Source organism: Luoshenia tenuis (assembly GCF_014384745.1).
Taxonomy (GTDB): Bacteria; Bacillota; Clostridia; order Christensenellales.
In genome coordinates this window covers 307,703-330,265 of sequence record NZ_JACRSO010000001.1, presented here as the reverse complement: position 1 = coordinate 330,265, position 22,563 = coordinate 307,703, and the positions used below count along the sequence as shown (strand labels likewise).

Sequence of the window (22,563 nt, the reverse complement as noted above, 5' to 3'; positions counted from 1 at the left end):
GATCGTATGAAGAAAGGAAAAAACTATGAAAGTCGTTATTTTAGCCGGCGGGTTCGGTACGCGTATCTCGGAAGAAAGCCATTTGAAGCCCAAGCCGATGATCGAGATCGGTGGACAGCCGATTTTGTGGCATATCATGAAAAGCTATTCCCACTACGGGTTTAACGAGTTTGTGATCTGCTGCGGGTACAAGGCGCAGGTAATTAAAGAGTATTTCGCCAACTATTACCTGCACCGCTCGGATATCACTTACGATTTTGCCGATAATAACAAGATCATTATCCACAACAACGTAGCCGAGCCCTGGAAGGTATCGGTGATCGACACTGGCCTGAACACCATGACGGGCGGCCGCGTTAAGCGCGTGCGGGATTATATCGGCGATGAGACCTTTATGCTGACCTATGGCGACGGGGTGTGCGATATTGATATCGCCGCGCTGTACGATTTCCATAAACAGCATGGCAAGCTGGCTACGATGACGGCTATCCAGCCCGGCGGCCGCTTTGGCACGCTGGAAATCAACGGCCAGGGCATGGTAGAGCGATTTGCCGAAAAGCGGAAAGAGGACGGCGGCTGGATCAACGGCGGCTACATGGTGCTCGAGCCGCAGGTGATCGACTATATCGACGGGGATGCGACCATGTTTGAGCGCGAGCCGCTGGAGCGTTTAGGTGCGGACGGTCAGTTGATGGCCTATCAGCATGACGGGTTCTGGCAGTGCATGGATACCCTGCGCGAAAAACTATACTTGGAAGAATTGCTGGAAAAGGGCACCGCGCCCTGGAAAGTGTGGGATAAGTAGATGCTGGATCTGGAATTTTACCGGGGCAAAAAGGTATTTATCACCGGGCATACGGGCTTTAAGGGCAGCTGGATGTGCCAGGTATTGTATTTGGCCGGCGCGCAGGTAACCGGCTATTCGCTGGAAGCGCCCACGCAGCCCAGCCTGTTTGAGGCGGCGGGCATTGCGCAAAAGATCGATTCTGTCATCGGGGATGTGCGGGATCTTGCCCACTTAAAAGAGGCGATGGACAAGGCTCAGCCCGAGATCGTGATCCATATGGCGGCCCAGCCCATCGTGCGGGAGAGCTATGTCAACCCCGTATATACTTATGAGACCAATGTGATGGGTACCGTCAACCTGCTGGAGGCCGTGCGGCAGTGCCCCTCGGTCAAAAGCGTGGTCAACGTGACCACGGATAAGGTCTATCTGAACAATGAATGGGTTTGGGGCTACCGGGAGAACGATGTGCTGGACGGCTATGACCCCTATTCCAATTCCAAAAGCTGTTCGGAACTTGTGACCAGCTCCTATAAAAAGGCGTTCTTTAGCGGGATGGATGTGGCGGTCTCCACCTGCCGGGCGGGTAACGTGATTGGCGGGGGCGATTTTGCTAAGGATCGCATCATTCCCGATTGCATCCGCGCCATGGAAAAGGGCGAGGACATCGTCGTGCGCAATCCCTACTCTACCCGGCCTTACCAGCATGTGTTAGAGCCGGTGTGTGCGTACCTGATGGTAGCCCAGCGGCAGTATGAGGAGCGCGCAGCGTACGAGGGGAGCTATAATGTTGGCCCGGATGACTGCGACTGCGTGACCACCGGTGAATTGGCGGATCTGTTCTGCAGCGCTTGGGGCGATGGCGCCAAATGGATCAACCTTTCCGAGAGCAACGCGCCGCACGAGGCGGGGCTGCTCAAGCTGGACTGTGCGAAGATCAAACGGACCTTTGGCTGGCAGCCGCGCTGGCACATCGCCGATGCCATCGAGATGACGGTGGCCTTTAGCAAGGTGTACCTGGCCGGCGGCGACGTGGCCCAGGAAATGAAGCGCCAGATTGAGGCATATCTGGCTTAGTAGCCGGGAGGTACTATAAACGTGAAGACAGTCCTTGTGACGGGCGCCAACGGTTTTTTAGGCAGCCACCTGGTGCGCGCTCTGGTAGAGCATGGCGTAGCGGTGACCGCGCTGGACCGGGAAGGGTGCTGCGGCAACCTGCCGCAGGATCCGCTGGTGACGTTTCTGCCCTGCGAGCTGAGCGGCATTGCGGCCCTGGATACGACGAATATACCCCGGCCGGATGTGTTTTATCATCTGGCCTGGCAGGGCGTTGCGCCAGATGCGCGGGAAGACTTCGAGCTGCAAAAGGCCAATATCGACTATAGCCTGAACTGCGTCCGGTTGGCGGCGCAGCTAAATGCGGGGCGGATCATCCTGCCCGGGTCGACGATGGAGTACCTCTATAACGAGGCGCCCATCGGCCCGCACAGCCTGCCTACGCCGCAGAACGCCTATGGCGCGGCAAAAGTGGCGGCGCGCTATCTGTGCGGCGAACTGGCCTCGAGCCTGGGCCTGCCGATGGTCTACATGGTCTTTACCGGAATCTACGGCGTAGGGCGGGAGGATAAAAACGTCCTTTTCTATACCATCGATTCCCTGCTGCGCGGGCAGCGTCCCTCTGTAACCAAGCTGGAGCAGCGCTGGGATTTTGTACAGATCGACGATGCGGTATCGGCGCTGATCGCGGGCGGAGAAAAGGGGAAAGCCGGCGCTTTTTATGCGGTGGGCAATGGCGATAACCGCCCGTTGGCGGAGTTTCTCTATATCGTGCGGGATCTGATCGATCCTGCGCTGCCGCTGGGCGTGGGGGATGTGCCTTATAAAGACAGCCGGCTGCCCAATTCGGCCATCGATACGGCGGCGCTGCAAGCGGATACGGGATTTACCTGCCAGGTTCCTTTTCGCGAGGGGATCGCGGCGGTCATCGCGCATTACCGCGCGAAATTAAATGGCGAAGGTGGAACGAAAAATGGTTGATGCCATTGTGGTAGGCGCGGGGCTATGTGGAGCGGTGACGGCGCGCTTTATCGCGGAGGAATTGGATAAAAAAGTGCTGGTTCTCGAGCGGCGGGAGCATATCGCAGGCAATATTTACGATTATGTGGACGATAGCGGCATCCTGGTGCAGCGCTACGGGCCGCACATCTTCCATACCCGCAAAAAAGAGGTGTTTGATTACCTGCAGCGCTTTGCCGAATGGAAACCTTTCCATTTGCGGTGCATGGTGCAGATGGATGGACGCTATACGCCTTCCCCCTTTAATTTTAAGACGATCGACGACTTTTTCCCCGGGGAGGAGGGGGAGCGCATCAAGCAGCATCTGGCCATGGAATATCCGGGACGGGACCGGGCCACCATCGTGGAGATGCTCGAGAGCCAAGACCCGGTGGTCAAGGCCTATGCGGATTTCCTCTTTGCCAAGGATTACAGCCTTTATACAGCCAAACAGTGGGGGATCGATCCTTCGCAGATCGATATCAGCGTGCTCAAACGCGTGCCGGTGCTTTTCTCCTATGAGGACGGATATTTCTCCGATCCCTATCAGGCCATGCCGGAGGGGGGATTTACCGGTGTGGTAGCACGCATGCTGGACCATCCCAATATTACGGTACAGCTTCATACGGATGCGGCGGAAAAACTGACCTTTACTGCGGACGGCTGCGAATTGCTCTATGAGGGCGCCGCTCCGGGGCTTGTGGTCTATACCGGCCCGCTGGATGAACTATACGGCCAGCGCTTTGGCGCGCTGCCCTATCGCTCACTGCGCTTTGAGTGGCAGACCCATGCTGTGGACAGCTACCAGGCGGCGCCGGTAGTGGCCTATCCGCAGGCGCCGGGCTATACCCGTATTACGGAGTATAAGAAGCTGCCCGAGCAGGATGTTCAGGGGGCCAGCACCATCGCGGTGGAATATCCGCTGACCTATACGAAGGATAACGGCGCAGAGCCCTATTACCCGATTCCAACCGAAGAATCGGCCAAAAGCTACGCTGCGTACAGAGCTAAGGCTGATAGCGTCAAGAATATGGTGTTGTGCGGCCGGCTGGCGGAATACCGCTATTACAATATGGACGATGCGTTGGCGCGTGCGCTGGAAGTTTGCAAACAGATTCGTGCGCACTTTGGCGCATAGTTTTTGGATGAAAGGACCGAACGCTGCATGCGGCGCTCGGTCCATTGTTTATTTGACATAAATGGAAAGGAAAACAGCAGATGAAGCGGGTCTTGCTTGCAGGAGAAAATAAATGTACTTTTTGCGGCGCGTGCCGCAATGCCTGTCCGACTGATGCGATCCTGCCGGTCCATGTGGAAGGTCAGGGCCCGGCTGCCGGGATCGATGAGGAGCGGTGCATCAACTGCGGGCGCTGCCGGGCGGTCTGCCCGCAGCTCAAGGCGCGCCTGCCCCAGCGGGCGGCGGAACCGCCCTGCTATGCGGCGATGGCGCAGGACGATGTGCGGATGCAAAGCTCCTCGGGCGGCATCTTTGCACTGGCCGCGCAGGAGATATGGCGTCTCGGCGGGGGCGTATGCGGCGCAGTATATGGGGAGGACTTTTTAGCCGAGCATATCCTCAGTACTGATCCAGCCGATCTGCCGCGTTTACAGCGCAGCAAATACATGCGCAGCGAGATGGGGCTGACCTTTCGCGACGTACGCGAATGCCTGGAGCGCGGTAAGCCCGTGCTCTTTGTGGGCTGCCCCTGCCAGGTCGCCGGCCTGTACGCCTTCTTGGGCGGTGACCGTCAGGGGTTGACCACTATCGATCTGCTTTGCCATTACGCGCCGGATCCCCAGGTGTTCAAGCGCTATTTAAAGGATACTTTCGGGGAGAGCGCGATTTTATCCTACCAATTCCGCGATAAAAAGAATACAGGATGGAATTGCGTGACCGCTGTAGCCATGCTGAAAGATGGAGGGGAGATCAAGCGCGATCTGTCTAACGATGCGTACCAGCAGGGCTACCATGCAAGGCTCTTCATGCCGCAGGTGTGCGAGGAATGTCTTTATTCCGCGCTGCCGCGCACCGGCGATATGACGATTGGCGATTTCTGGTATGTGGACCGGGTCGATCCCGAGCTGGACGACCAGAAAGGGACCAGTATGGTGCTGGTCAACTCAGAAAAGGGCGCACAATTATTTGAAACCATTGCGCCCAAGCTCAAGACCCTGCGCCAGCTGCCCACAAAGCTGCTGGAGACCAACCGTCCCTTTCACTCCCAGGCGCATCCTGCGCGGGAGCGGTTTTTCAATTTGCTGGAAACCGAGAAATTCGATACTGCTGTACAAAAGGCCCTGCAGGGGCGGTTTGATATCGGCCTTGTAGGCATTTGGAGCGAGCGGAATTACGGCTCAGAATTGACCTATTGGGCGCTGTATCACGTGCTGCAGGACATGGGGAAGGATGTATTGATGATTGAGCGGCCAAAAACAGCCGCCTGGGGCGGTGAGGATGCTCCGCCTTTATTTGCGCACAATCCCTACCCCTCCTACGCTACTGTGCGGCCGGAGAACAAGCTGCAGATGCGTAAACTAAACGGGCAGTGTGATACGGTGATGGTGGGCTCTGACCAGATCTGGCATCCGGAGCTGGACGCCCCCTTTGGCGAGATATTCTATCTGGACGCGATCCATACCGATAAGCGCAAGATCGCCTACGCGGCCTCCTTTGGGCGGGAATACTGGCAGGGCAGCCCGGAGCAGCGGCGCAAGGTAGCCTATCTGCTCTCCCGGTTTAGCGCGGTTTCCGTCCGGGAAAAGAGCGGCCAATCGCTATGCGCCGACTTGTTCGGCGTGCAGGCGGAGTGGGTGCTCGACCCCCTGTTTCTGTGTGACAGTAAGCACATTAGCGCGCTGGCCCATCAGGGGAAACTGGATGTGGACGAGGGGACGCTGGGCGCCTACTTGCTGGATCTGGATGAGAAAAAAGTGCGGGCGCTCTCCTTTGCGGCCGAAAAAATGGCGCTCAAGCCCAGCATTGTGACCGATGCGTTTAAAGGCGAGGGGGCTGCCCGGCAGCATCCCGGCGTGCATGTGGGCGCCAGGATGGAGGACTGGGTGCAGAATTTTGCTCAGAGCCGTTTTGTGATAACGGATTCCTTCCACGGGACTTGTATGGCGATCCTTTTCCATAAACCCTTTATCGCCATCGTCAACCAAGGGCGCGGGGCGACGCGCTTTTACTCCCTACTGGAGCAACTAGGCTTAGGCGCGCGCCTGATCGAAACCCCGGAGGAGCTTTATAGCAGAGGCGATCTGCTGCATGACATTGATTTTACTAAAGCCGATCAGGTGCTGGAAGAGTGGCGTGAGCGTTCGCTGCAGTGGCTTAAAGCAGCGTTGGAAGCGCCGGAAGAGCGGCTCCCACAGGGCGTGGATCTGTTAGGAGATGAGGTTGCCGGGCTGGATGCGCGCTTAAGCGAGCTTTGGGGGCATGTCCAGCGGCACGAGGAGGCGGTAGTCTACCACGGGAAAGCCATACAGCATTTTGAAGGACAGATACAGGGGCAAGAGGAACGATTAGCTAAGTTGAAGCAGGACCATGATGCTATGCAAGAGCGCGTGACTCAGGATTTAGCGCTGAGATTAGAGCGTCTTGAAGGCGATATCAGCGGCCGCTTTGAGGCTTTAGAGCAATATGCCCGGGCACTTCAAGAACAGCTAAATGCGATTCGCTCATCGGCGCCCTACCGCGTGGCCAGAGCCGTTTGCGCGCTGCCAAATAAGATAAAGCGGAAGCTGAAGCGTAAATAGGGCGTATGGTTTTGTTACAGGTTTGTAACTTTACTTCATTTGCAGCGCGTGATAAACTAGGCCTTGGTGAAAATAGGATTTTAAGGAGAAGCTATCAATGAACGAAGAAACCATAGAGCAGCGTATAGCCCGGTTGCAAAAAGAATTGGAAGAGCAAGGCAATGCTCCCCAAAAAAGAAAACATAAGCTATTAACCTTGGCGTTAGCTTGTTTACTGCTGTCCTTTACGCTGTGCGTATACGGCCCGATGGATTTGGTACTTGGCAATATTGAAGAGCTGTGGTTTTCAGTTTCCCAAATATGGTGGATCGTTGTACTGGCAGGACTAGTCGCATTTGGCCTTTCTTTTGGCCTGGGGTGCCTGCTGCGCGGTAAAGTAAGGGGCGTTTATACAAGCCTTGTTTTTGGAGCGGGGCTAGGCTTTTGGCTGCAAGGAAATTTTCTCAATTTGGATCTCGGGATTTTTAACGGACAGAGCATCCAGTGGGATCTGTTTCTTAAACAGGAAATAATTAATTTAGGTATCTGGTTTTTGTGCTTGGCAATACCGGTGTTTTTGTTTTTTTTGCGTAAAAAGTTTTGGAAGAATGCTTTGCGCATCCTGGCTAGCGGTTTAGTAGCGGTTCAGGTGGTGACGTTGGGGATTTTACTTCTCACCACGGACGGAGCGTTTGAAAACCGCGGCGCCGACCTGTTCTTAACCGACAAAGCTTTGTATGAAGTCGGCCAGCAGGACAATGTTATCGTCTTCGTTTTGGACATGTTCGATGAGGATTATTACCAAATGATTTCAAAAGAACATCCTGAAGCGCTGGAGAGTTTTGATGGATTCACACATTTTTCTAATACAGTAGGTAAATTCTCCACCACGAACTACTCAATTCCATATCTGTTGACAAACAAAGCCAATATACCCCAGCAGGATTATGGAGAGTATCTAAATCAGGCGTATGCGGAAAATAGCTTTTTAACCGATTTGAAGGAGGCCGGCTACCAGATCGATCTCTATACTTCTGAAGACTATGTGCCTGAGACGATGTTAGGCACGGTAAACAACTATGCACAAGAAAAATTGGTACCCACCTCTAATTGGGCGATGTTTAAAAAGCTATATCGCTTTACAGCATCTAAATATTTTCCGCAGACGCTAAAGAAATACGTTTGGTTCTGGGAGGATGAATTCCAAAAGATTCGCAGCGTCGAGAGCGGAGATTCTGCTTATTCTACGGATAATAACAATGCTGATTTTTATCAGGGAATGATGGAAGACGGGATACAGATAGGTGAAAGCGCGAAAGAGATGAAGTTTATTCACCTCCATGGCGCGCACTACCCTAATACGATCGATGAAAATGTACAACCCGTAGAAGGTGCAGATGTTATTGATACCAGCCGTGGCGTATTGAAAATCGTATCTGATTATATGTCACAGCTCAAGGATCTGGGTCTATATGATGATGCGACGATTATCCTTCTGGCGGATCATGGCTATTTTAATGGCGTAGTCACCAATCCCTTGCTGATGGTGAAGCGCCCGGGCGATACCGGCCCGCTGGCCGAGGCGGACAACCCTGTATCGCACGACAATTTTCAGGCCACGCTAATGGATGCGATAGGCATGAATGAAGATGGTAAATATGGCGTTTCTGCGTTCGATACGACGGTTGGCGGGCAGGAACAGCGCGTGTTTTACCGCTATACCCTGGTGGATGCAAGCGCGAAGGACGAGGCGTACACCGGAAGAGAACCGTATGACTGCATAGAATTGTTGTTCCCAGATGATAGCAATAATGCTGGTTATGTTGTACCTACAGGCAAATTATACCCTGTAGAAGGAGGCGAACGGGCCCTGCCGGCGTATAATCCATATACGTTGGGAGAACAATTGCGCTATTCTGGAGATGACTTAGATGACCGGTATATCTTTGACTATGGCGCATTAAAACTTGACTTTGACCAGGTCCATTTAGGCTCGAAGCAAGCCTTGATATCCATGACGCTAGAAGGAGAATTGCCGCAGAGCGGCGAGCTGACAGGTGAGATACAGTATGGAGAAGTAACCCATGGTTCTCAGCGCATCATGATTTATGCCGGAGAAGGGGCAGGGGAAAAAGTATTTTCAGAAACCGTGACCCAGAACAATGGAACACTGACCTTTAAGATTCCCACAGAACTGGTGAGTGAGGACAGAAAACTATTGATACGCATTGAGATGCCGGATTCTTATCCAAAGGGCTGGTTTGAACACCACTATCAAGGCTATCATTCAGCGCTGGAGCTTAAGGGGTTCAAACTGTCCTAACTGGCAAACTATGGTGTATGTTTTCATGCTTCTTGCATTTGCGGGGCGGCTGTACTATACTAAATGTGTTTTGTCGCAAAGTGTCGGTTTGGCGCTTGCGTAAGCAGATTATTGTTTGAGAAGGGATAGTGGGCGATGGATATTATCAACACGGTAGTAGGTATCCCGCTTGGATACTTGATGTGGCTGTGTTACGTGCTCATCCGCAATTATGGAATTGCAATTTTGGCCTTTACGCTGCTGACGAAAGTGATTTTATTTCCGCTCAACATCTGGGTGCAGAAAAACTCGATCAAGATGGTACGCATCCAGCCGGAGCTCAATGAGATCGGCGCGCGCTTTGTAGGGGATAAGGATAAGATTGCCGAAGAGCAGCTGGCGCTTTACAAGCGTGAAAATTACCATCCCCTGGCTGGCATGATCCCCATGCTGATCCAGGTGCCGATCATCCTCGGGCTGATCATGGTGGTATATAATCCGCTGCAGCATCTGCTGCACCTGGATACGGAGCTGATCAACGCCTTTGTCAACCAGGCGGCGGCCCTGCTGCCGGGGGTGGACCTGGGCTCTACTGCGCAGCTAAAAGTGATTGAGCTGATCAACGATCCAAGCTTTGTAGGCTTCTTCTCCGGCCTTCAGGTGCCGGGGGTGGATGTCGCCGGCGCCATCAGTCAGATCCAGGGCATGCGCCTGGAGTTCCTGGGCCTGAACCTGTCGCTGCTGCCGAATATCACGCGGCTGGACGGCTATTTTCTCATCCCGGTACTCAGCGGCGTCAGCGCGTTTTTGCTGTGCTTTTTCCAAAACAAGGAAAACGTGCTCCAGCGCGAGCAGGGCTTCTTGGGCCGGTGGGGCATGGCTGTGTTCCTTACGGCGTTTTCCACCTACTTCGCCTTTATCGTGCCGGTAGGCGTAGGGCTTTACTGGATCGCGGGCAACGTATTTGCGATCTTTACCCTGTACCTGCTCAACTGGATGTATGATCCCAAAAAGTTCATCGATTATGACGCGCTGGAGGAGAGCAAAGTCCACCTGGCGGAAAGCAAGAAGATTGAGGCGCAGCTCAAACCCTCCAAGGAGCAAAAGGCCAAGGCTAAGACGGATTATGCCCGCTTTTTCGAAGGCAAAAAAGTAAAGCAGCTGCTGATCTACTCGGAAAAGAGCGGTTTTTATAAGTACTTTGAAAATATGATCGACGTGCTGCTGGCCCAGAGCGATATTACCATCCATTACCTGACCAGCGACCCGAACGATGCGATCTTTAAGATGGACAACCCACGGCTCGTGCCTTATTATGTAGATGATAACCGGCTGATCCCGCTGTTCATGAAGATCGACGCGGATGTGGTGGTGATGACCACGCCGAACCTGCAGACCTATCACCTCAAGCGCTCGTATGTGCGCAAGGATATAGAGTATATCTATATCCCTCACGATCCGCTCAGCACCCACATGGGCGTACCCAAGGGCGCGTTTGACTATTTTGATACGGTACTGTGCGTTGGTCCCCAGCAGATGGCGGAGATACGGGAAACCGAAAAAGTTTACGGGCTGCCGGAGAAAAAACTGGTGCCCTGCGGATACGGATTGTTGGACAACCTGTGCGCCGCTTATGAGGCCATGGAGAAGACCGAGAATCCGGTGAAGAAGATCCTGATCGCCCCTTCCTGGCAGGATGGCAATATCCTGGACAGCTGCATTGACGAGATGCTGGCCGCGTTGCTGGATAAGGGATATGATATCACCGTGCGCCCGCACCCGGAATATGTAAAGCGCTTTGCGGTAAAGATGCAGCAGTTGATTAACCGTTATGAGGATCGCTTTGGCGAAGATTTCCGCATTGAAACGGATTTTTCCTCCAATGTGACTATTTTTACGGCGGATCTGGTGATTACCGACTGGTCGGGCATCGCCCATGAGTTCAGTTATGCCACTAAGCGCCCCAGTCTGTTCGTCAATACGCCGATGAAGGTGCTCAATCCCGAACACGATAAGATCAAAATCGTGCCGTTGGAGCTGGCGCTGCGCACCGAGCTGGGGACCACGATCGATCCGGACAAGATGGATGGAGTAGCCGCGGTGGTTGCCGAGCTGCTGGACAAGCGTGAGGATTACGCCCAGCATATCGCTGAGGTGCTGGATCAAAATGTGTTCAACCTGGGGCACAGCGGCGAGGCTACGGCGCATTATGTCATGGATGCGGTGGCCGCTAAGGCGGACTCGTCCTATCGAAAAATGATGGAAATGCAATAAATTAGAGAATATTTGGAGGTCTATGATGAAAAAGAGGATTGCCAAACAGCTGTTTTGTTTCACCTATTTCTTTGGATTTACCACGTTGCTGCTCTCCCGTACGGCCTTTGCCTACCTCGACCCGGCAACGACCAGCTACCTGATCCAGGTGGTGGCGGGCGTGTTCATCGCCGGCGGTGTAGCGGTAGGTATCTTTTGGAAGAAGATTTCCTTCTTCTTTAAAAAGCGCAAGATGCAGGCGCTGGAGAAAAAGCTGACCCGTGAAGCGGCTAAACGCGAGCAGGGAAAATAGGGCAAAGCGTATCAGAGCGCCGGCATTTAGCCGGCGCTTTTTTATAGAGACTAGACCTTTAGATACCTTGCGTATAAGTCGATACGTGGGGATAGGGTTCTATGGTAGAATAATAAAGTATTGGTTCTAGATAAGGGCGGAAAGGATACAGGGCTATGATTGAAGTGGCGGCTGGCATCATCCGCAGGGCGGATAAACTGCTGATCTGCCAGCGCGGGGCGGATGGCGATTGCGCGAATCTATGGGAGTTCCCTGGTGGAAAAAGGGAGGCGGGCGAATCCTTTGCCCAGTGCCTGGAGAGGGAGTGCCGGGAAGAGCTGGGCATACGGGTGCGCGCGGTGCGGCCGGTAGCGGAAACGGTTTATACCTACCCGGAGCGAACCGTCCATCTTTCCTTTTGGGAGGCGCAGTGGCTGGAAGGAACCTTGGAAAAACGCGTCCATGCGCAGATGGTATGGGTTGCGCCTGGCGAGCTAGGCAACTATGCTTTTTGCCCGGCCGACCGAGATATCGTTTTACAGTTGCAAAAGGGATAATGTTGCAATTATTTTGTAATACGTTTGTCATATTAAACTCATATAACTGTAGGCTATAAGAAGCAAAGAGTTTGGGATATAATGGCATTAAAGGAAGTTTACAGTAAAAGAGTGGAAGTGTTTACCAGTGAAAGAAGATATTAAGAAATTTAAGATTCCGATTTCGCCGGAAACGACGACCAAGAGCATTCGATTCCCCAATGATCTGCTTGGTCAGGTGGAAACGCTGCTTAGCGGAAAAAACTGTTCCTTTACGGCTTTTGTGGTAGAGGCCGTGCGCGTGGCGATGACGATGCTGGATGAAGATGAAGTGGCATCAGCCTCAGGTGATGCGAAAAAGCAGGAGGAGGCCCAGCACAAAAAGCGGGGCCGGCCGGCTAAAAAAGCTGCGGAGAGAATCTAGCATTTCCACAAGCCTGTGAGAATTGACAGGCCAGTATTCTTTTTGTATACTAGGCATATCAGGGCGTTTCCCCGTATGAGGGCAGGCGAACATAAGGGTATTAGGCGGCCGTGGCGGCCGCTTTTTTATTCAGACAGCGTGCGGACAGGAGCCGGCGCTGATGCCAGAAGGCTGCGTGTTTCGTGTGCCTTTTTTTATTGCACGCGAAAGAGAATGCTAAGGCCGGGTGAGCCGCTTAAATAACGCCAGTCAAGTTGGTATTGCTGTTTTTTGTGTATTACGAATATGGCAGTACCGCTTAATCAGTGGAAGGATGGCTGAACCCCACAAATGCAAAGGAGAGAGATACGATGAAGACATTGTACTTGGAATGCAATATGGGCGCCTCGGGCGATATGCTGATGGGAGCCCTATATGAGTTGTTGCCGGATGGTAATGCTTTTCTGGAGCAGCTGAATGCGCTGGGCCTTCCCGGCGTAAGGGTGGCCCGGGAGGAGAGCGTCAAGTGCGGTATCCATGGTACGCACATGGCAGTTACGATTGGGGGACAGGAGGAATTGAGCCTGGATACACACGAACATGCCCACGAAGTGCATCATCCTGCAGAGCAAGCGGCGCAGGGGCAGGAAAACCATATTCATGCCCATGAGCACGAACATGAGCATGGGCACAGCCATGAACATGCCCACGAGCACGAACATGCTCACGAGCATAATCATGGACATGAGCATGGAAACAGCCATGAGCACACCCACAGCAGCGTGGCGGACATCGCGCATCAGATCGGCCATTTGCCGGTATCTCAGCGCGTCAAACAGGATGCGCTGGCGGTCTATGGGTTGATCGCTCAGGCGGAGGCGCACGCGCACGGCGCGCCGGTGGAGCAGATTCACTTCCACGAGGTGGGCACGGTGGATGCGCTGGCGGATATCGTGGGCGTTTGCCTGGCGATGGAGATGCTCTCGCCCGATAAAATTGTGGCCTCGCCCATCAATCTGGGCAGTGGGCAGGTCCATTGCGCCCATGGGATCCTCCCGGTTCCCGCGCCGGCGACAGCGCATATCCTGATGGGGCTGCCGGTTTACGGCAGCGCGATCCGCGGCGAGCTTTGCACCCCTACGGGCGCGGCGCTGCTGCGCTATTTTGCCACTGAGTTTGGGCCTATGCCGGGCATGCGGATGATGGCTGTAGGTTATGGCATGGGAAATAAGGATTTCCCCGCTGCCAACTGCGTGCGCGCCGTATGGGGCGAATAAAGGGACGCTGCCTGCAGGTAAGGAGTAGGAGCATATGTTTTCCGGGGCTGTTCTGAAAGATCGGGAGATGCTGCGGCGGATCGGCAACCTGGCCGGTCCTGCTGTATTGGAACAGGCGCTGCAAACTGCCGTGCAGTATGCCGATACCGCCATGGTGGGGCAGATCGGCGCGGCGGCTTCGGCCGCGGTGGGGCTGACGATGAGCTGCACCTGGCTGGTCAACGGCCCGCTGTTTGCCATGGGGATAGGCGTACTGGCCTGTATTGCCCAGGCGTTGGGCGCAGGCGATGCAACGCGCGCCCGAAAGGCCGGCGCGCAAGGCGTCTTTCTGGTACTGTTCCTAGGCATATTGATGGGGGTGCTGACGGTTGCGTTGGCACCCTTTATTCCATATTGGCTGGGGGCGGAGGCAGCGCTTGCCAAGGATGCGGGCGATTATTTTGCCATTACCTGCCTGCCGATGGTATTTCGCGCCGGCAATATCGTATTTGCATCCGCTTTGCGGGGCGCGGGGGATTCCAGGCGCCCGATGCTGATCAATTTGGCGATGAATGTTTGCAATGTGCTGCTCAATTATCTGCTGATTAACCCGGCGCATTTGCTGGATGTTGGATTTGTTGCGCTTCCCCTTTGGGGCGCGGGGATGGGCGTGCGAGGCGCGGCCGTTGCCACGGCTCTGTCCCACGTGCTGGGCGGGACGCTGATGGCCCGGGCCTATTGGCGGCATCCCACCCTCTCGCCCAGGCAGTGCGGGGTGCGCGTGGACAGAGCGCTGATGCGCAGGATTATTTCTATCGGCCTGCCGGTAACTGGGGAGCGCGTGGCCGCTTGCCTTGGGCAGGTGGTCTTTACCGGACTGGTCAGCCGCTTGGGTACCCTGGCACTGGCCGCCCACTCCATAGCCCTCACCGCCGAGCAGGCTTTTTATATCCCGGGCTACGGTATGCAGGCGGCCGCCTCCACGCTGGCGGGCAACGCGCTGGGCGAGGGCAATGAAAAGAAGCTGCGGGACACTTCTTTGACCATCACCTTTATCGCTGCTGCCTTGATGGCCTTGATGGGTGCGGCGCTCTTCTCTTTTCCAGAAGCTTTAATGGGGATCTTTACCGGGGACCGGGAGGTGATGGCCTTGGGCGCCTCGGTACTGCGCATCGTTGCCGTGTCCGAGCCTCTGTTCGCCGTAGCGATCATTATGGAGGGCGTATGCAACGGCATCGGCGATACACGGGCGAGCTTTATGATTTCGGCCGGTACGATGTGGGGCGTGCGCATCGCAGGGACGCTGATGTGCGTTTGCGTCTTTCATGGAGGGTTGCAGGCGGTTTGGTGCTGTATGGTGGCGGATAATACCTGCAGGTGCTGCCTTTTGCTGCTGCGCTTTGTGCGGGGCAGGTGGAAAAGACGGTTGAATATTTTGGCTCAACAAAGATGAATGTACATTTCAAAGACAATGATTCGAAAAATGAAATATAATATTAATATATCTGCTGTAAAAATAGGATAATTTGTTCATTATATGTGCTATAATTTGAAAATAGAACTTTTTAGGAGGGCACATAAGTGAAAAAGCGTTGGTTTGCAGCAGTACTATGTTTAATAATGCTATGGCCGATGGCGGGTTGTACAAGTGGAGCGGATAATAAAGTGGTGATCTACTCCAGCGCGGAAGAGTACCGTAATGAGTATTTTCAACAGGAATTGAATAAGCAATTTCCAGACTATCAAATCACCATTGAGTATATGACCAGTGGTAACCAGGCAGCTAAGCTGCTTGCAGAAGGAACGGGTACGGCTTGCGATATCTCTTACGATCTAGAGTATGGTTATATCGATAAACTTCGGGGCGTTTTGGCGGACCTTTCGAGCTATGATGATTCGATTTTTGTTGACGAAATGGTCGACGCACAGCATCAGGTTTTACCGGATTACCGCAATGGCGGCTGTATTGCGATCAACCGTAAGCTGTTAGAGGAGAAGGGACTGGCGGCGCCGACCTGTTATCAGGATCTATTAAAGCCGGAGTACAAGGGATTGATCTCGATGCCCAACCCCAAATCCTCAGGAACGGGATATATGTTCCTCAAAAGCTTGGTCAATGCCTGGGGTGAAGAAGAGGCTTATGCATATTTTGATCAGTTAACGCCGAATGTTTTGCAATATACTTCTTCTGGTTCTGGACCGGTCAACGCCCTGGTACAGGGTGAAGTCGCTATCGGCCTGGCAATGACAGGGCAGGTGGTTACTGAAATCAATAACGGAGTTGATTTAGAAATCCTTTTCTTTGAAGAGGGATCGCCATACTCTCTGTATGCTATGGCGATGGTGAAGGGGAAGGATGAACGGCCCTGTGTGAAAGAAGTGTTCGACTATTTCTATAACACACTGGTGGCAAAAGACAAGGAACTGTTTTTCCCGGAGAAGATTTATAAAGATCGCGATTTTGTCATCGATAATTACCCACAGGACATCCCCTATGCCGATATGTCCAACAATACGGCGGCAGAAAAAGAGCGGCTGCTAACGAAATGGAAGTACTAAAATAACGTATGTTCTAATACCGGATGTAAACAGAAGTGACTGATTTATAAGTAACTCTTGTAAACATTCTGTAAAATGTAGGACTTCCGTGGGTACATCCCCTTGTTGACGTTCATTTCACATGCTAAAATGCGAAAACAGAACGTTAGCGAAAGGGGTATAGCAGATGAAGAAGCGATTGACCGCATGCCTGTTGGCGCTTGCGATGGCGCTTTCCATGGCGGGTTGCGCCGGAGGCGGTGCGGATAATAAGGTAGTCATCTATTCCAGCGCGGAGGAATACCGCAACGAATTTTTGCAGCAGGAGTTGAACAAGCAGTTTCCGGATTATCAGATCACCATCGAATACATGACCAGCGGAAACCAGGCCGCCAAGCTGTTGGCGGAGGGTACGGGTTCTGCGTGCGATATCTCCTATGACCTGGAATATGGTTATGTGGACAAGCTGCGCGGCGTTTTGGCCGACCTTTCGAGCTATGATACCACGCAGTTTTTAGACGAGCTGGTAGATCCGGGCATGAACGTGCTGCCTGAGCTGCGCAACGGCGGCTGCATTGCCATCAACCGCAAATTGCTTGCGGATAAGGGTGTGGCGGTGCCGGCCTCTTATCAGGATCTGCTCAAGCCCGAGTACAAGGGATTGATTTCTATGCCCAATCCGAAATCTTCGGGCACGGGGTATATGTTCCTTAAGAGCTTGGTCAACGCATGGGGTGAGGAAGAAGCCTTTGAGTACTTCAAAGAGCTGACCCCCAACGTGCTGGCGTATACTTCCTCCGGCTCCGGACCGGTCAATGCCCTGGTACAAGGAGAGGCGGCCATCGGCCTGGCGATGACGGCGCAGACCGTGACCGAGATCAACAACGGCGCGGATCTTGAGATCCTGTATTTTGAAGAGGGCTCGCCTTATTCCAGTTATGGAATGGCTATGGTCAAGGGCAAAGAACAGCGCGAGAGCGTAAAGGCGGTATTTGATTATCTGCTCAATACGTTGGTGCCCATGGAAAAGGAGAAATTCTTCCCGGAGAAGATTTATAAGGATAAGGATTTTACCATCACGAACTATCCTACGGATATCCAGTATGCCGATATGTCGAACGATACGGCGGCGGAGAAAGAGCGGCTGCTGGCCAAGTGGCAGTATTAGAGAAAGCCGCTTGATGGCAGTGAAACATTTGAAACGGGGCGAAGAAGGTTCGCCCCGTTTTGTTATGCGTTTAATACCCTGCCAATGAATGTGAACATGGTAAAATGGCGAAACCTGTAAAAATAATGTTAAAACGCGGGTAAATGGAAGGAAACGCCGCTTGTATATGTTCATTTTATGTGCTATAATCCTGCATTGTAACAGTATGGGTCAATGGGAAAAACAGCAGGCAATAGGGCTTGCATGCTCATCATATCTTGCAGAAAAAAGCTGCCCGCGGATACTGGGTCATTAACGGGCGGCGCTATAGGAGTAATGCAAATGGCGAAGGACAAACTGATTATCGAAGGGCTGGAAAAGGCCTTTGGGACAAACGAGGTGCTAAAAGGCATCAATTTTAACGTGGTCGACGGCGAGTTTCTGTCGATCCTCGGCCCATCCGGCTGCGGGAAGACCACGATTCTGCGCATCCTGATCGGCCTTGAAAAGGCGAGCAAAGGACGCATATTAAAAGACGGACAGGATATTACGAACCTCAGCCCGGCCAAGCGGGGGATGGGCATCGTCTTCCAAAACTATGCGCTTTTCGAGAATATGACGGTGCTGGGCAATGTGGAATACGCCCTGCGCATTAACCCGGAGCGCAAGGCTACCGCGCGGGAAACGGCGCTGCGCCTGATCGAGCAGGTAGGCCTGAGCGAGCATATGGATAAGCGCCCGGGCAAGCTCTCGGGCGGGCAGCAGCAGCGCGTGGCCATCGCCCGCACGCTGGCGCTCAATCCCGATATCATTTTGTTTGACGAGCCCATGAGCGCGCTGGATGTGGATACCCGCCTTTCGCTGCGCCAGGAGCTTAAGAGCATCCAGAAGCAATTTGGTTCTACCATGATCTACATTACCCATGACCAGGAAGAGGCCTTTGCCATGAGCGACCGCATCATGGTCATGCGCGAGGGCACGATCCAGCAGCTGGATACCCCCGCGGGCATCGTCGATCATCCGGCCAACGAGTATGTAGAGCGCTTTGTGCTGCATAACATCCAGCTCAAAATTGATTCGCTCATCCAATATGCGAGGGTGCAAAATGAAAAGTAAAAGCAAGGCGATGTCCGGCGTTAAGCTGCTGCTGATCGTCTTTTTTGCGGTGGCTGTGCTCTTTCCGCTGATCCGCATGTTCTTTTCCATGGCGGGCACGGATATCGGCGCGATTCTGACATCGGACAATTTTAATACGGCGCTGCTCAATTCCCTGAGCGTAACGCTGACCTCCACGGTGATCTCGGTGGGGCTGGCCACAGCGCTGGCCTGGTGCATTGCCCGTACCGGGGTGCGCCTCAAGGGCGTATGGAGCTTTTTGTTCGTGCTGCCGATGCTCATCCCCTCCATCTCGCACGGAATGGGGCTGATCGTGCTGTTCGGCGCCAACGGGGTGCTGACCAACCTGCTGGGCCTGGGCGGATCGATCTATGGGTTCTGGGGCGTGGTCGTAGGGTCGGTCATGTATTCCTTCCCGGTGGCGTTTTTGATGGTGGCGGATATCTTCCGCTATGAGGACAGCACGCCCTACGAGGCAGCCAATGTATTGGGCATCTCTAAAGTGCGCCAGTTTACGGCCATTACCCTGCCGTATCTGCGTCGGCCCATGATCTCGGTGATCTTTGCGGTCTTCACGCTGATCATTACCGACTATGGCGTGCCGCTGATGGTGGGCGGCCAGTTTACTACCTTACCGGTGATGATGTATCAGGACGTGATCGGCCTGCTAGACTTTGGCAAGGGCAGCGTGATCGGCCTGGTATTGCTGGTGCCGGCTTTCATCGCCTTTGTGCTGGACCTGATCAATCAAGATAAGGGGAACAGCGGTTTTGTGGTACGGCCCTTTACCATTGCCAAAAACCGGCTGCGCGATGGCGTGGCTTACCTGCTTTGCGCGGTGGTATCGGTTTGCGTGGTGCTGCCCATCGTATCGTTTGCGCTGCTCACCTTTGTGAAGAAGTATCCCATCGATATGTCGGTGACAATGAATAACATCGCCCGGGCCATGGATATGAACGCGGGCCAGTTTTTGATCAACTCGATCCTGATCGCCATCGGCGTATCGGTCGTCGGCGTTGTAGTGGCCTATGCCACAAGCTATCTTACAGCGCGCACCCACTCTCCCCAGAGCCGGGTGCTGCACCTGATGAGCGTGATCACCCTGGCCATTCCGGGCCTGGTGCTGGGCCTTTCCTATGTGTTGTTCTTTAAGGGAACGATGATCTATGGTACGCTGGCCATTTTGATCCTGGTCAACCTGATGCACTTTTTCGCCTCGCCGTACCTGATGATGTACAATACCTTCGGCAAGCTCAACGGCAACCTGGAGGCGGTGGGGCAGACCCTGGGGATCAGCCGGATGCGCATCATTCTCAACGTATTGGTGCCCCAGTCCAAATCCACCATAGCGGAGATGTTCTCCTATTTCTTTGTCAACTCCATGATGACCATTTCGGCGGTATCCTTCCTCTCGGTACAGGCTACTCAGCCGGTATCGCTGATGATCACCATGTTTGAGGCACAGATGATGCTGGAGTGCGCCGCGTTTGTTTCGATTTTGATCCTGACGATCAACGTGCTGCTCAAGGGCGGTATCGCCCTTTATAAGCGTAAAATCAGTAAAGAGGTTGTGGCATAAATGAGCTTAACAAAAAATCAGTTTGATATTTTAGCCTGCCTGGAGCAGGAAAAAGGCGCGAGCTTGACCCAGCGCGAGTTGGTGAGCCGGGTAAATAAGTCCCTGGGTACGGTAAATAAGACCGTGACGGAACTGGGGAAGATGGGCTATGTGGAAAAGCGGGGCATTACCGAGGCGGGCATCAAGGCGCTGGAACCCTACCGCGTCAAGCGGGCGGTATTTATCGCGGCGGGCTTTGGCTCGCGGCTGGTGCCCATCACCCTGAATACCCCCAAGCCCTTGGTGCGGGTCAACGGCGTGCGGATCATCGACACGTTATTGGACGCTGCCGTAGCGGCGGAGATTGAGGAGATCTATGTGGTGCGCGGATACTTGGCCGAGCAGTTCGACCAGCTATTGTACAAGTACCCCAATATCAAGTTTATCGAAAATCCGGCTTATAACGAGGCCAATAATATTTCCTCGGCCATGTGCGCGCGCTACCATATCGGCGGCGCATATGTCTGCGAGGCGGACCTGCTGCTTTATAACCCCAAGCTGATCTGCAAATACCAGTATAGCTCTAACTACCTGGCCGTGCCGGTGGAAAAAACCGATGACTGGTGCTTTACGACCTCTGGCGGGGTGATTAAGGAGCTGAGCATCGGCGGGGTGAATTGCCACCATATGTTTGGCATCTCCTACTGGACGGAGTACGACGGAGCGCGGTTGGCTGAACACATTAAAAAGGTATATGAAATGCCCGGCGGAAAAGAGCGCTATTGGGATCAGGTGGCTCTCGAGTATTACGCGAAAGAGTATAATATCAGCGTAAGGGAGTGCACTTTTGAGGATCTGTGCGAGATCGATACCTATCGGGAACTGAAGCGGCTGGATCCTACCTATGGCGAGGCATAATCCCCTGGGCAGGCCGTAAAGTCGATATTTAGCCTCCAATCTTTTATGAATTGGAGGCTTTTTGTTTACATGTCCGCTTTATAATAAAAGAAAATTAGCCCTTTTCGGACAAAACCCGCGGATGAATGGCCTTTTGTACACATATAATGGTGCGGAGGAACCTGAGATTGACAGCGGTTTGTATAAAGGGCTATAATAAAATGGTTATTAGGACAAAATCCGACAAAATAGATTCGGCCCAAGACAGAACGCCGGGCGCGAGGGGCGGACGCCGCCCTAGTGGTAAACAGTGTTAGAGGTGAAGAGATGAATCCGTATAATCAGCATTACCGCACGAGAAAAAAGCGCAGAGTCAATAAAAAGCGCTTTTTACCCTTTTTGATCGCCGTGATCGTTTTAGGATCGGCAGCGACGGTCAGCCTGGCGGCCGCTATCCGCAATATCAGCGGAGCCGTAGCCGCCAATGGCGACGCGGTGCAAAGCGCTGCAGCTGTGCTGGACCAGCAGCCGGAAGAGACGCCGGTACCCTCGAAGGCGGCCCCTACGCCTGAGGCCACGCCCGCGCCTACCCCTGCGCCCACGAACCTGGTGGATTATACGGGCCCCATCGAGCACGTGTTCGTCCACCCGCTGGTGGTCTACCCCGAGCTGGCCTTTGATGGGGACGCCCAATCCAAGGGCATGGACGATTATATGACGACGGTGGATGAGTTCCGAACCATGCTGGAAGAGCTGTATGCCAACGACTATGTGCTGATGAACGTGGATAAGATGTATGGCGAAAAGACCGATGAAAATGGGAATATGACCTACGGACGGCTGAAGTTCCAGCTGCCGGAGGGTAAAAAGCCGGTCATTATCTCCACAGACGATATGAACTATTACCAGTATATGCGCGAAAACGGCTGCAACTGGAAAATGGTGGTGGGGGAGGACGGCCACATCGCCGAGATGAGCGTGGACCCCAAGACCGGCCAGGAAGTGGTGACCCAGGGCAACGAGGTATTCTCTATCATTAATCAGTTTTTAGAGGAGCATCCGGACTTTTCCTTTGATGGTTCCAAAGCCATCGTAGGTCTGACCGGGTACGACGGGATATTGGGCTACCGCACCAACCGCGAATCCGAAAACCGGGAGAGCGAGATTGAGGCGGTCAAACCGGTGATCGAGTGCCTGAAGAACGACGGGTTCCAGTTTGCCTCCCACAGCTACGCCCACGCGCATATGTCTAAATGGGATGCAGCTAAGGTGCGGGAAGATTGCCAGAAGTGGAAGGATGAGGTGGAATCCCTCATTGGGAAAACCCATATCTACCTGTTCCCCTATGGCGAGTATCCCAAACAGGGCAGCGATGCGTATAATGCTTTTTTGGAGTTCGGGTTCGATTATTTTTCAGGCGTAGGCTTGAACACCTATCAAAAGGTGTATGAGAAGGGCTATACCTTTGACGACCGGAAGAATATCGATGGGATGACCATGCGCAGCTGCCTGAAAGAGGGCCCCAACGGTAAAAAGGATAACGGCCAGCCTACGACCCGCGCACAGGTTTGGGCGATGATGGACGTCAATAAAGTGTTTAATCAATCCGCACGCGGCTCTGAGCCGGGTAAGGGCATCGGCGTAAAGTAACAAATAGGTTATGACATGAAAAAGGCCTTCCGAAGCTTCGG

Annotated in this window: 18 protein-coding genes; all 18 read left to right on the top strand. The window is 53.6% G+C overall.

The window, feature by feature from the left end; all coding sequences use genetic code 11:
• Positions 1-25 precede the first annotated feature (25 nt).
• The 18 genes from rfbF to H8699_RS01490 all read left to right on the top strand — a co-directional run bounded on the left by rfbF (position 26) and on the right by H8699_RS01490 (position 22,522).
• Positions 26-805 carry a glucose-1-phosphate cytidylyltransferase gene (rfbF, locus tag H8699_RS01575; RefSeq protein ID WP_249284173.1) on the top strand — a complete coding sequence of 260 codons (780 nt, stop codon included), beginning with the start codon at positions 26-28 and terminating at the stop codon, positions 803-805.
• A complete protein-coding gene (gene rfbG / locus H8699_RS01570) occupies positions 806-1,861 on the top strand; it encodes a CDP-glucose 4,6-dehydratase (RefSeq protein WP_249284172.1) in 1,056 nt (351 codons plus the stop codon).
• Positions 1,862-1,882: 21 nt separating this feature from the next.
• Positions 1,883-2,821, top strand: coding sequence for an NAD-dependent epimerase/dehydratase family protein (locus H8699_RS01565; protein WP_249284171.1), 939 nt, complete (start codon positions 1,883-1,885; stop codon positions 2,819-2,821).
• Positions 2,814-3,977, top strand: a complete 1,164-nt coding sequence (glf, locus tag H8699_RS01560; protein ID WP_249284170.1) for a UDP-galactopyranose mutase — start codon at positions 2,814-2,816, stop codon at positions 3,975-3,977. The genes H8699_RS01565 and glf overlap by 8 nt, the downstream gene beginning before the upstream one ends.
• Before the next feature lie 80 nt (positions 3,978-4,057).
• Positions 4,058-6,595, top strand: a complete 2,538-nt coding sequence (locus tag H8699_RS01555; protein ID WP_249284169.1) for a polysaccharide pyruvyl transferase family protein — start codon at positions 4,058-4,060, stop codon at positions 6,593-6,595.
• Positions 6,596-6,692: 97 nt separating this feature from the next.
• A complete protein-coding gene (locus tag H8699_RS01550; RefSeq protein ID WP_249284168.1) occupies positions 6,693-8,897 on the top strand; it encodes an LTA synthase family protein in 2,205 nt (734 codons plus the stop codon).
• A 135-nt stretch (positions 8,898-9,032) separates the two neighbouring features.
• Positions 9,033-11,150, top strand: coding sequence for a membrane protein insertase YidC (gene yidC / locus H8699_RS01545; RefSeq protein WP_249284167.1), 2,118 nt, complete (start codon positions 9,033-9,035; stop codon positions 11,148-11,150).
• Positions 11,151-11,175: 25 nt separating this feature from the next.
• Complete coding sequence (locus tag H8699_RS01540; protein WP_138295351.1) at positions 11,176-11,442, top strand: hypothetical protein; 267 nt, start codon at positions 11,176-11,178, stop codon at positions 11,440-11,442.
• A gap of 155 nt (positions 11,443-11,597) precedes the next feature.
• Complete coding sequence (locus H8699_RS01535) at positions 11,598-11,978, top strand: (deoxy)nucleoside triphosphate pyrophosphohydrolase (RefSeq protein ID WP_249284166.1); 381 nt, start codon at positions 11,598-11,600, stop codon at positions 11,976-11,978.
• Positions 11,979-12,105: 127 nt separating this feature from the next.
• Positions 12,106-12,381 carry a YlcI/YnfO family protein gene (locus tag H8699_RS01530; RefSeq protein ID WP_147518312.1) on the top strand — a complete coding sequence of 92 codons (276 nt, stop codon included), beginning with the start codon at positions 12,106-12,108 and terminating at the stop codon, positions 12,379-12,381.
• 350 nt (positions 12,382-12,731) lie between these two features.
• Positions 12,732-13,637: a nickel pincer cofactor biosynthesis protein LarC gene (larC, locus tag H8699_RS01525; RefSeq protein WP_249284165.1), complete on the top strand. Its 906-nt coding sequence runs from the start codon at positions 12,732-12,734 to the stop codon at positions 13,635-13,637.
• Between the two features lie 34 nt (positions 13,638-13,671).
• Positions 13,672-15,069: an MATE family efflux transporter gene (locus H8699_RS01520; protein WP_249284164.1), complete on the top strand. Its 1,398-nt coding sequence runs from the start codon at positions 13,672-13,674 to the stop codon at positions 15,067-15,069.
• Positions 15,070-15,197: 128 nt separating this feature from the next.
• Entirely contained in the window at positions 15,198-16,175 is a 978-nt protein-coding gene (locus H8699_RS01515; RefSeq protein WP_249284163.1) for an extracellular solute-binding protein, read from the top strand.
• A 166-nt stretch (positions 16,176-16,341) separates the two neighbouring features.
• A complete protein-coding gene (locus H8699_RS01510; protein WP_249284162.1) occupies positions 16,342-17,322 on the top strand; it encodes an extracellular solute-binding protein in 981 nt (326 codons plus the stop codon).
• A 315-nt stretch (positions 17,323-17,637) separates the two neighbouring features.
• Complete coding sequence (locus tag H8699_RS01505) at positions 17,638-18,417, top strand: ABC transporter ATP-binding protein (protein ID WP_138295358.1); 780 nt, start codon at positions 17,638-17,640, stop codon at positions 18,415-18,417.
• Complete coding sequence (locus tag H8699_RS01500; RefSeq protein ID WP_138295359.1) at positions 18,407-19,996, top strand: ABC transporter permease subunit; 1,590 nt, start codon at positions 18,407-18,409, stop codon at positions 19,994-19,996. The genes H8699_RS01505 and H8699_RS01500 overlap by 11 nt, the downstream gene beginning before the upstream one ends.
• Positions 19,997-20,893: a sugar phosphate nucleotidyltransferase gene (locus H8699_RS01495; RefSeq protein ID WP_249284161.1), complete on the top strand. Its 897-nt coding sequence runs from the start codon at positions 19,997-19,999 to the stop codon at positions 20,891-20,893.
• A 306-nt stretch (positions 20,894-21,199) separates the two neighbouring features.
• On the top strand, positions 21,200-22,522 hold the full coding sequence (locus H8699_RS01490) for a polysaccharide deacetylase family protein (protein ID WP_249284160.1): 1,323 nt from the start codon (positions 21,200-21,202) through the stop codon (positions 22,520-22,522).
• Positions 22,523-22,563 lie beyond the last annotated feature (41 nt).

Coding starts and splice junctions, on each gene's coding strand:
- rfbF (WP_249284173.1), top strand. CDS start 26: ATGAAAGTCGTTATTTTAGCCGGCGGGTTCGGTACGCGTATCTCGGAA.
- larC (WP_249284165.1), top strand. CDS start 12,732: ATGAAGACATTGTACTTGGAATGCAATATGGGCGCCTCGGGCGATATG.
- H8699_RS01555 (WP_249284169.1), top strand. CDS start 4,058: ATGAAGCGGGTCTTGCTTGCAGGAGAAAATAAATGTACTTTTTGCGGC.
- H8699_RS01490 (WP_249284160.1), top strand. CDS start 21,200: ATGAATCCGTATAATCAGCATTACCGCACGAGAAAAAAGCGCAGAGTC.
- H8699_RS01510 (WP_249284162.1), top strand. CDS start 16,342: ATGAAGAAGCGATTGACCGCATGCCTGTTGGCGCTTGCGATGGCGCTT.
- glf (WP_249284170.1), top strand. CDS start 2,814: ATGGTTGATGCCATTGTGGTAGGCGCGGGGCTATGTGGAGCGGTGACG.
- yidC (WP_249284167.1), top strand. CDS start 9,033: ATGGATATTATCAACACGGTAGTAGGTATCCCGCTTGGATACTTGATG.
- H8699_RS01505 (WP_138295358.1), top strand. CDS start 17,638: ATGCAAATGGCGAAGGACAAACTGATTATCGAAGGGCTGGAAAAGGCC.
- rfbG (WP_249284172.1), top strand. CDS start 806: ATGCTGGATCTGGAATTTTACCGGGGCAAAAAGGTATTTATCACCGGG.
- H8699_RS01550 (WP_249284168.1), top strand. CDS start 6,693: ATGAACGAAGAAACCATAGAGCAGCGTATAGCCCGGTTGCAAAAAGAA.
- H8699_RS01495 (WP_249284161.1), top strand. CDS start 19,997: ATGAGCTTAACAAAAAATCAGTTTGATATTTTAGCCTGCCTGGAGCAG.
- H8699_RS01540 (WP_138295351.1), top strand. CDS start 11,176: ATGAAAAAGAGGATTGCCAAACAGCTGTTTTGTTTCACCTATTTCTTT.
- H8699_RS01535 (WP_249284166.1), top strand. CDS start 11,598: ATGATTGAAGTGGCGGCTGGCATCATCCGCAGGGCGGATAAACTGCTG.
- H8699_RS01520 (WP_249284164.1), top strand. CDS start 13,672: ATGTTTTCCGGGGCTGTTCTGAAAGATCGGGAGATGCTGCGGCGGATC.
- H8699_RS01500 (WP_138295359.1), top strand. CDS start 18,407: ATGAAAAGTAAAAGCAAGGCGATGTCCGGCGTTAAGCTGCTGCTGATC.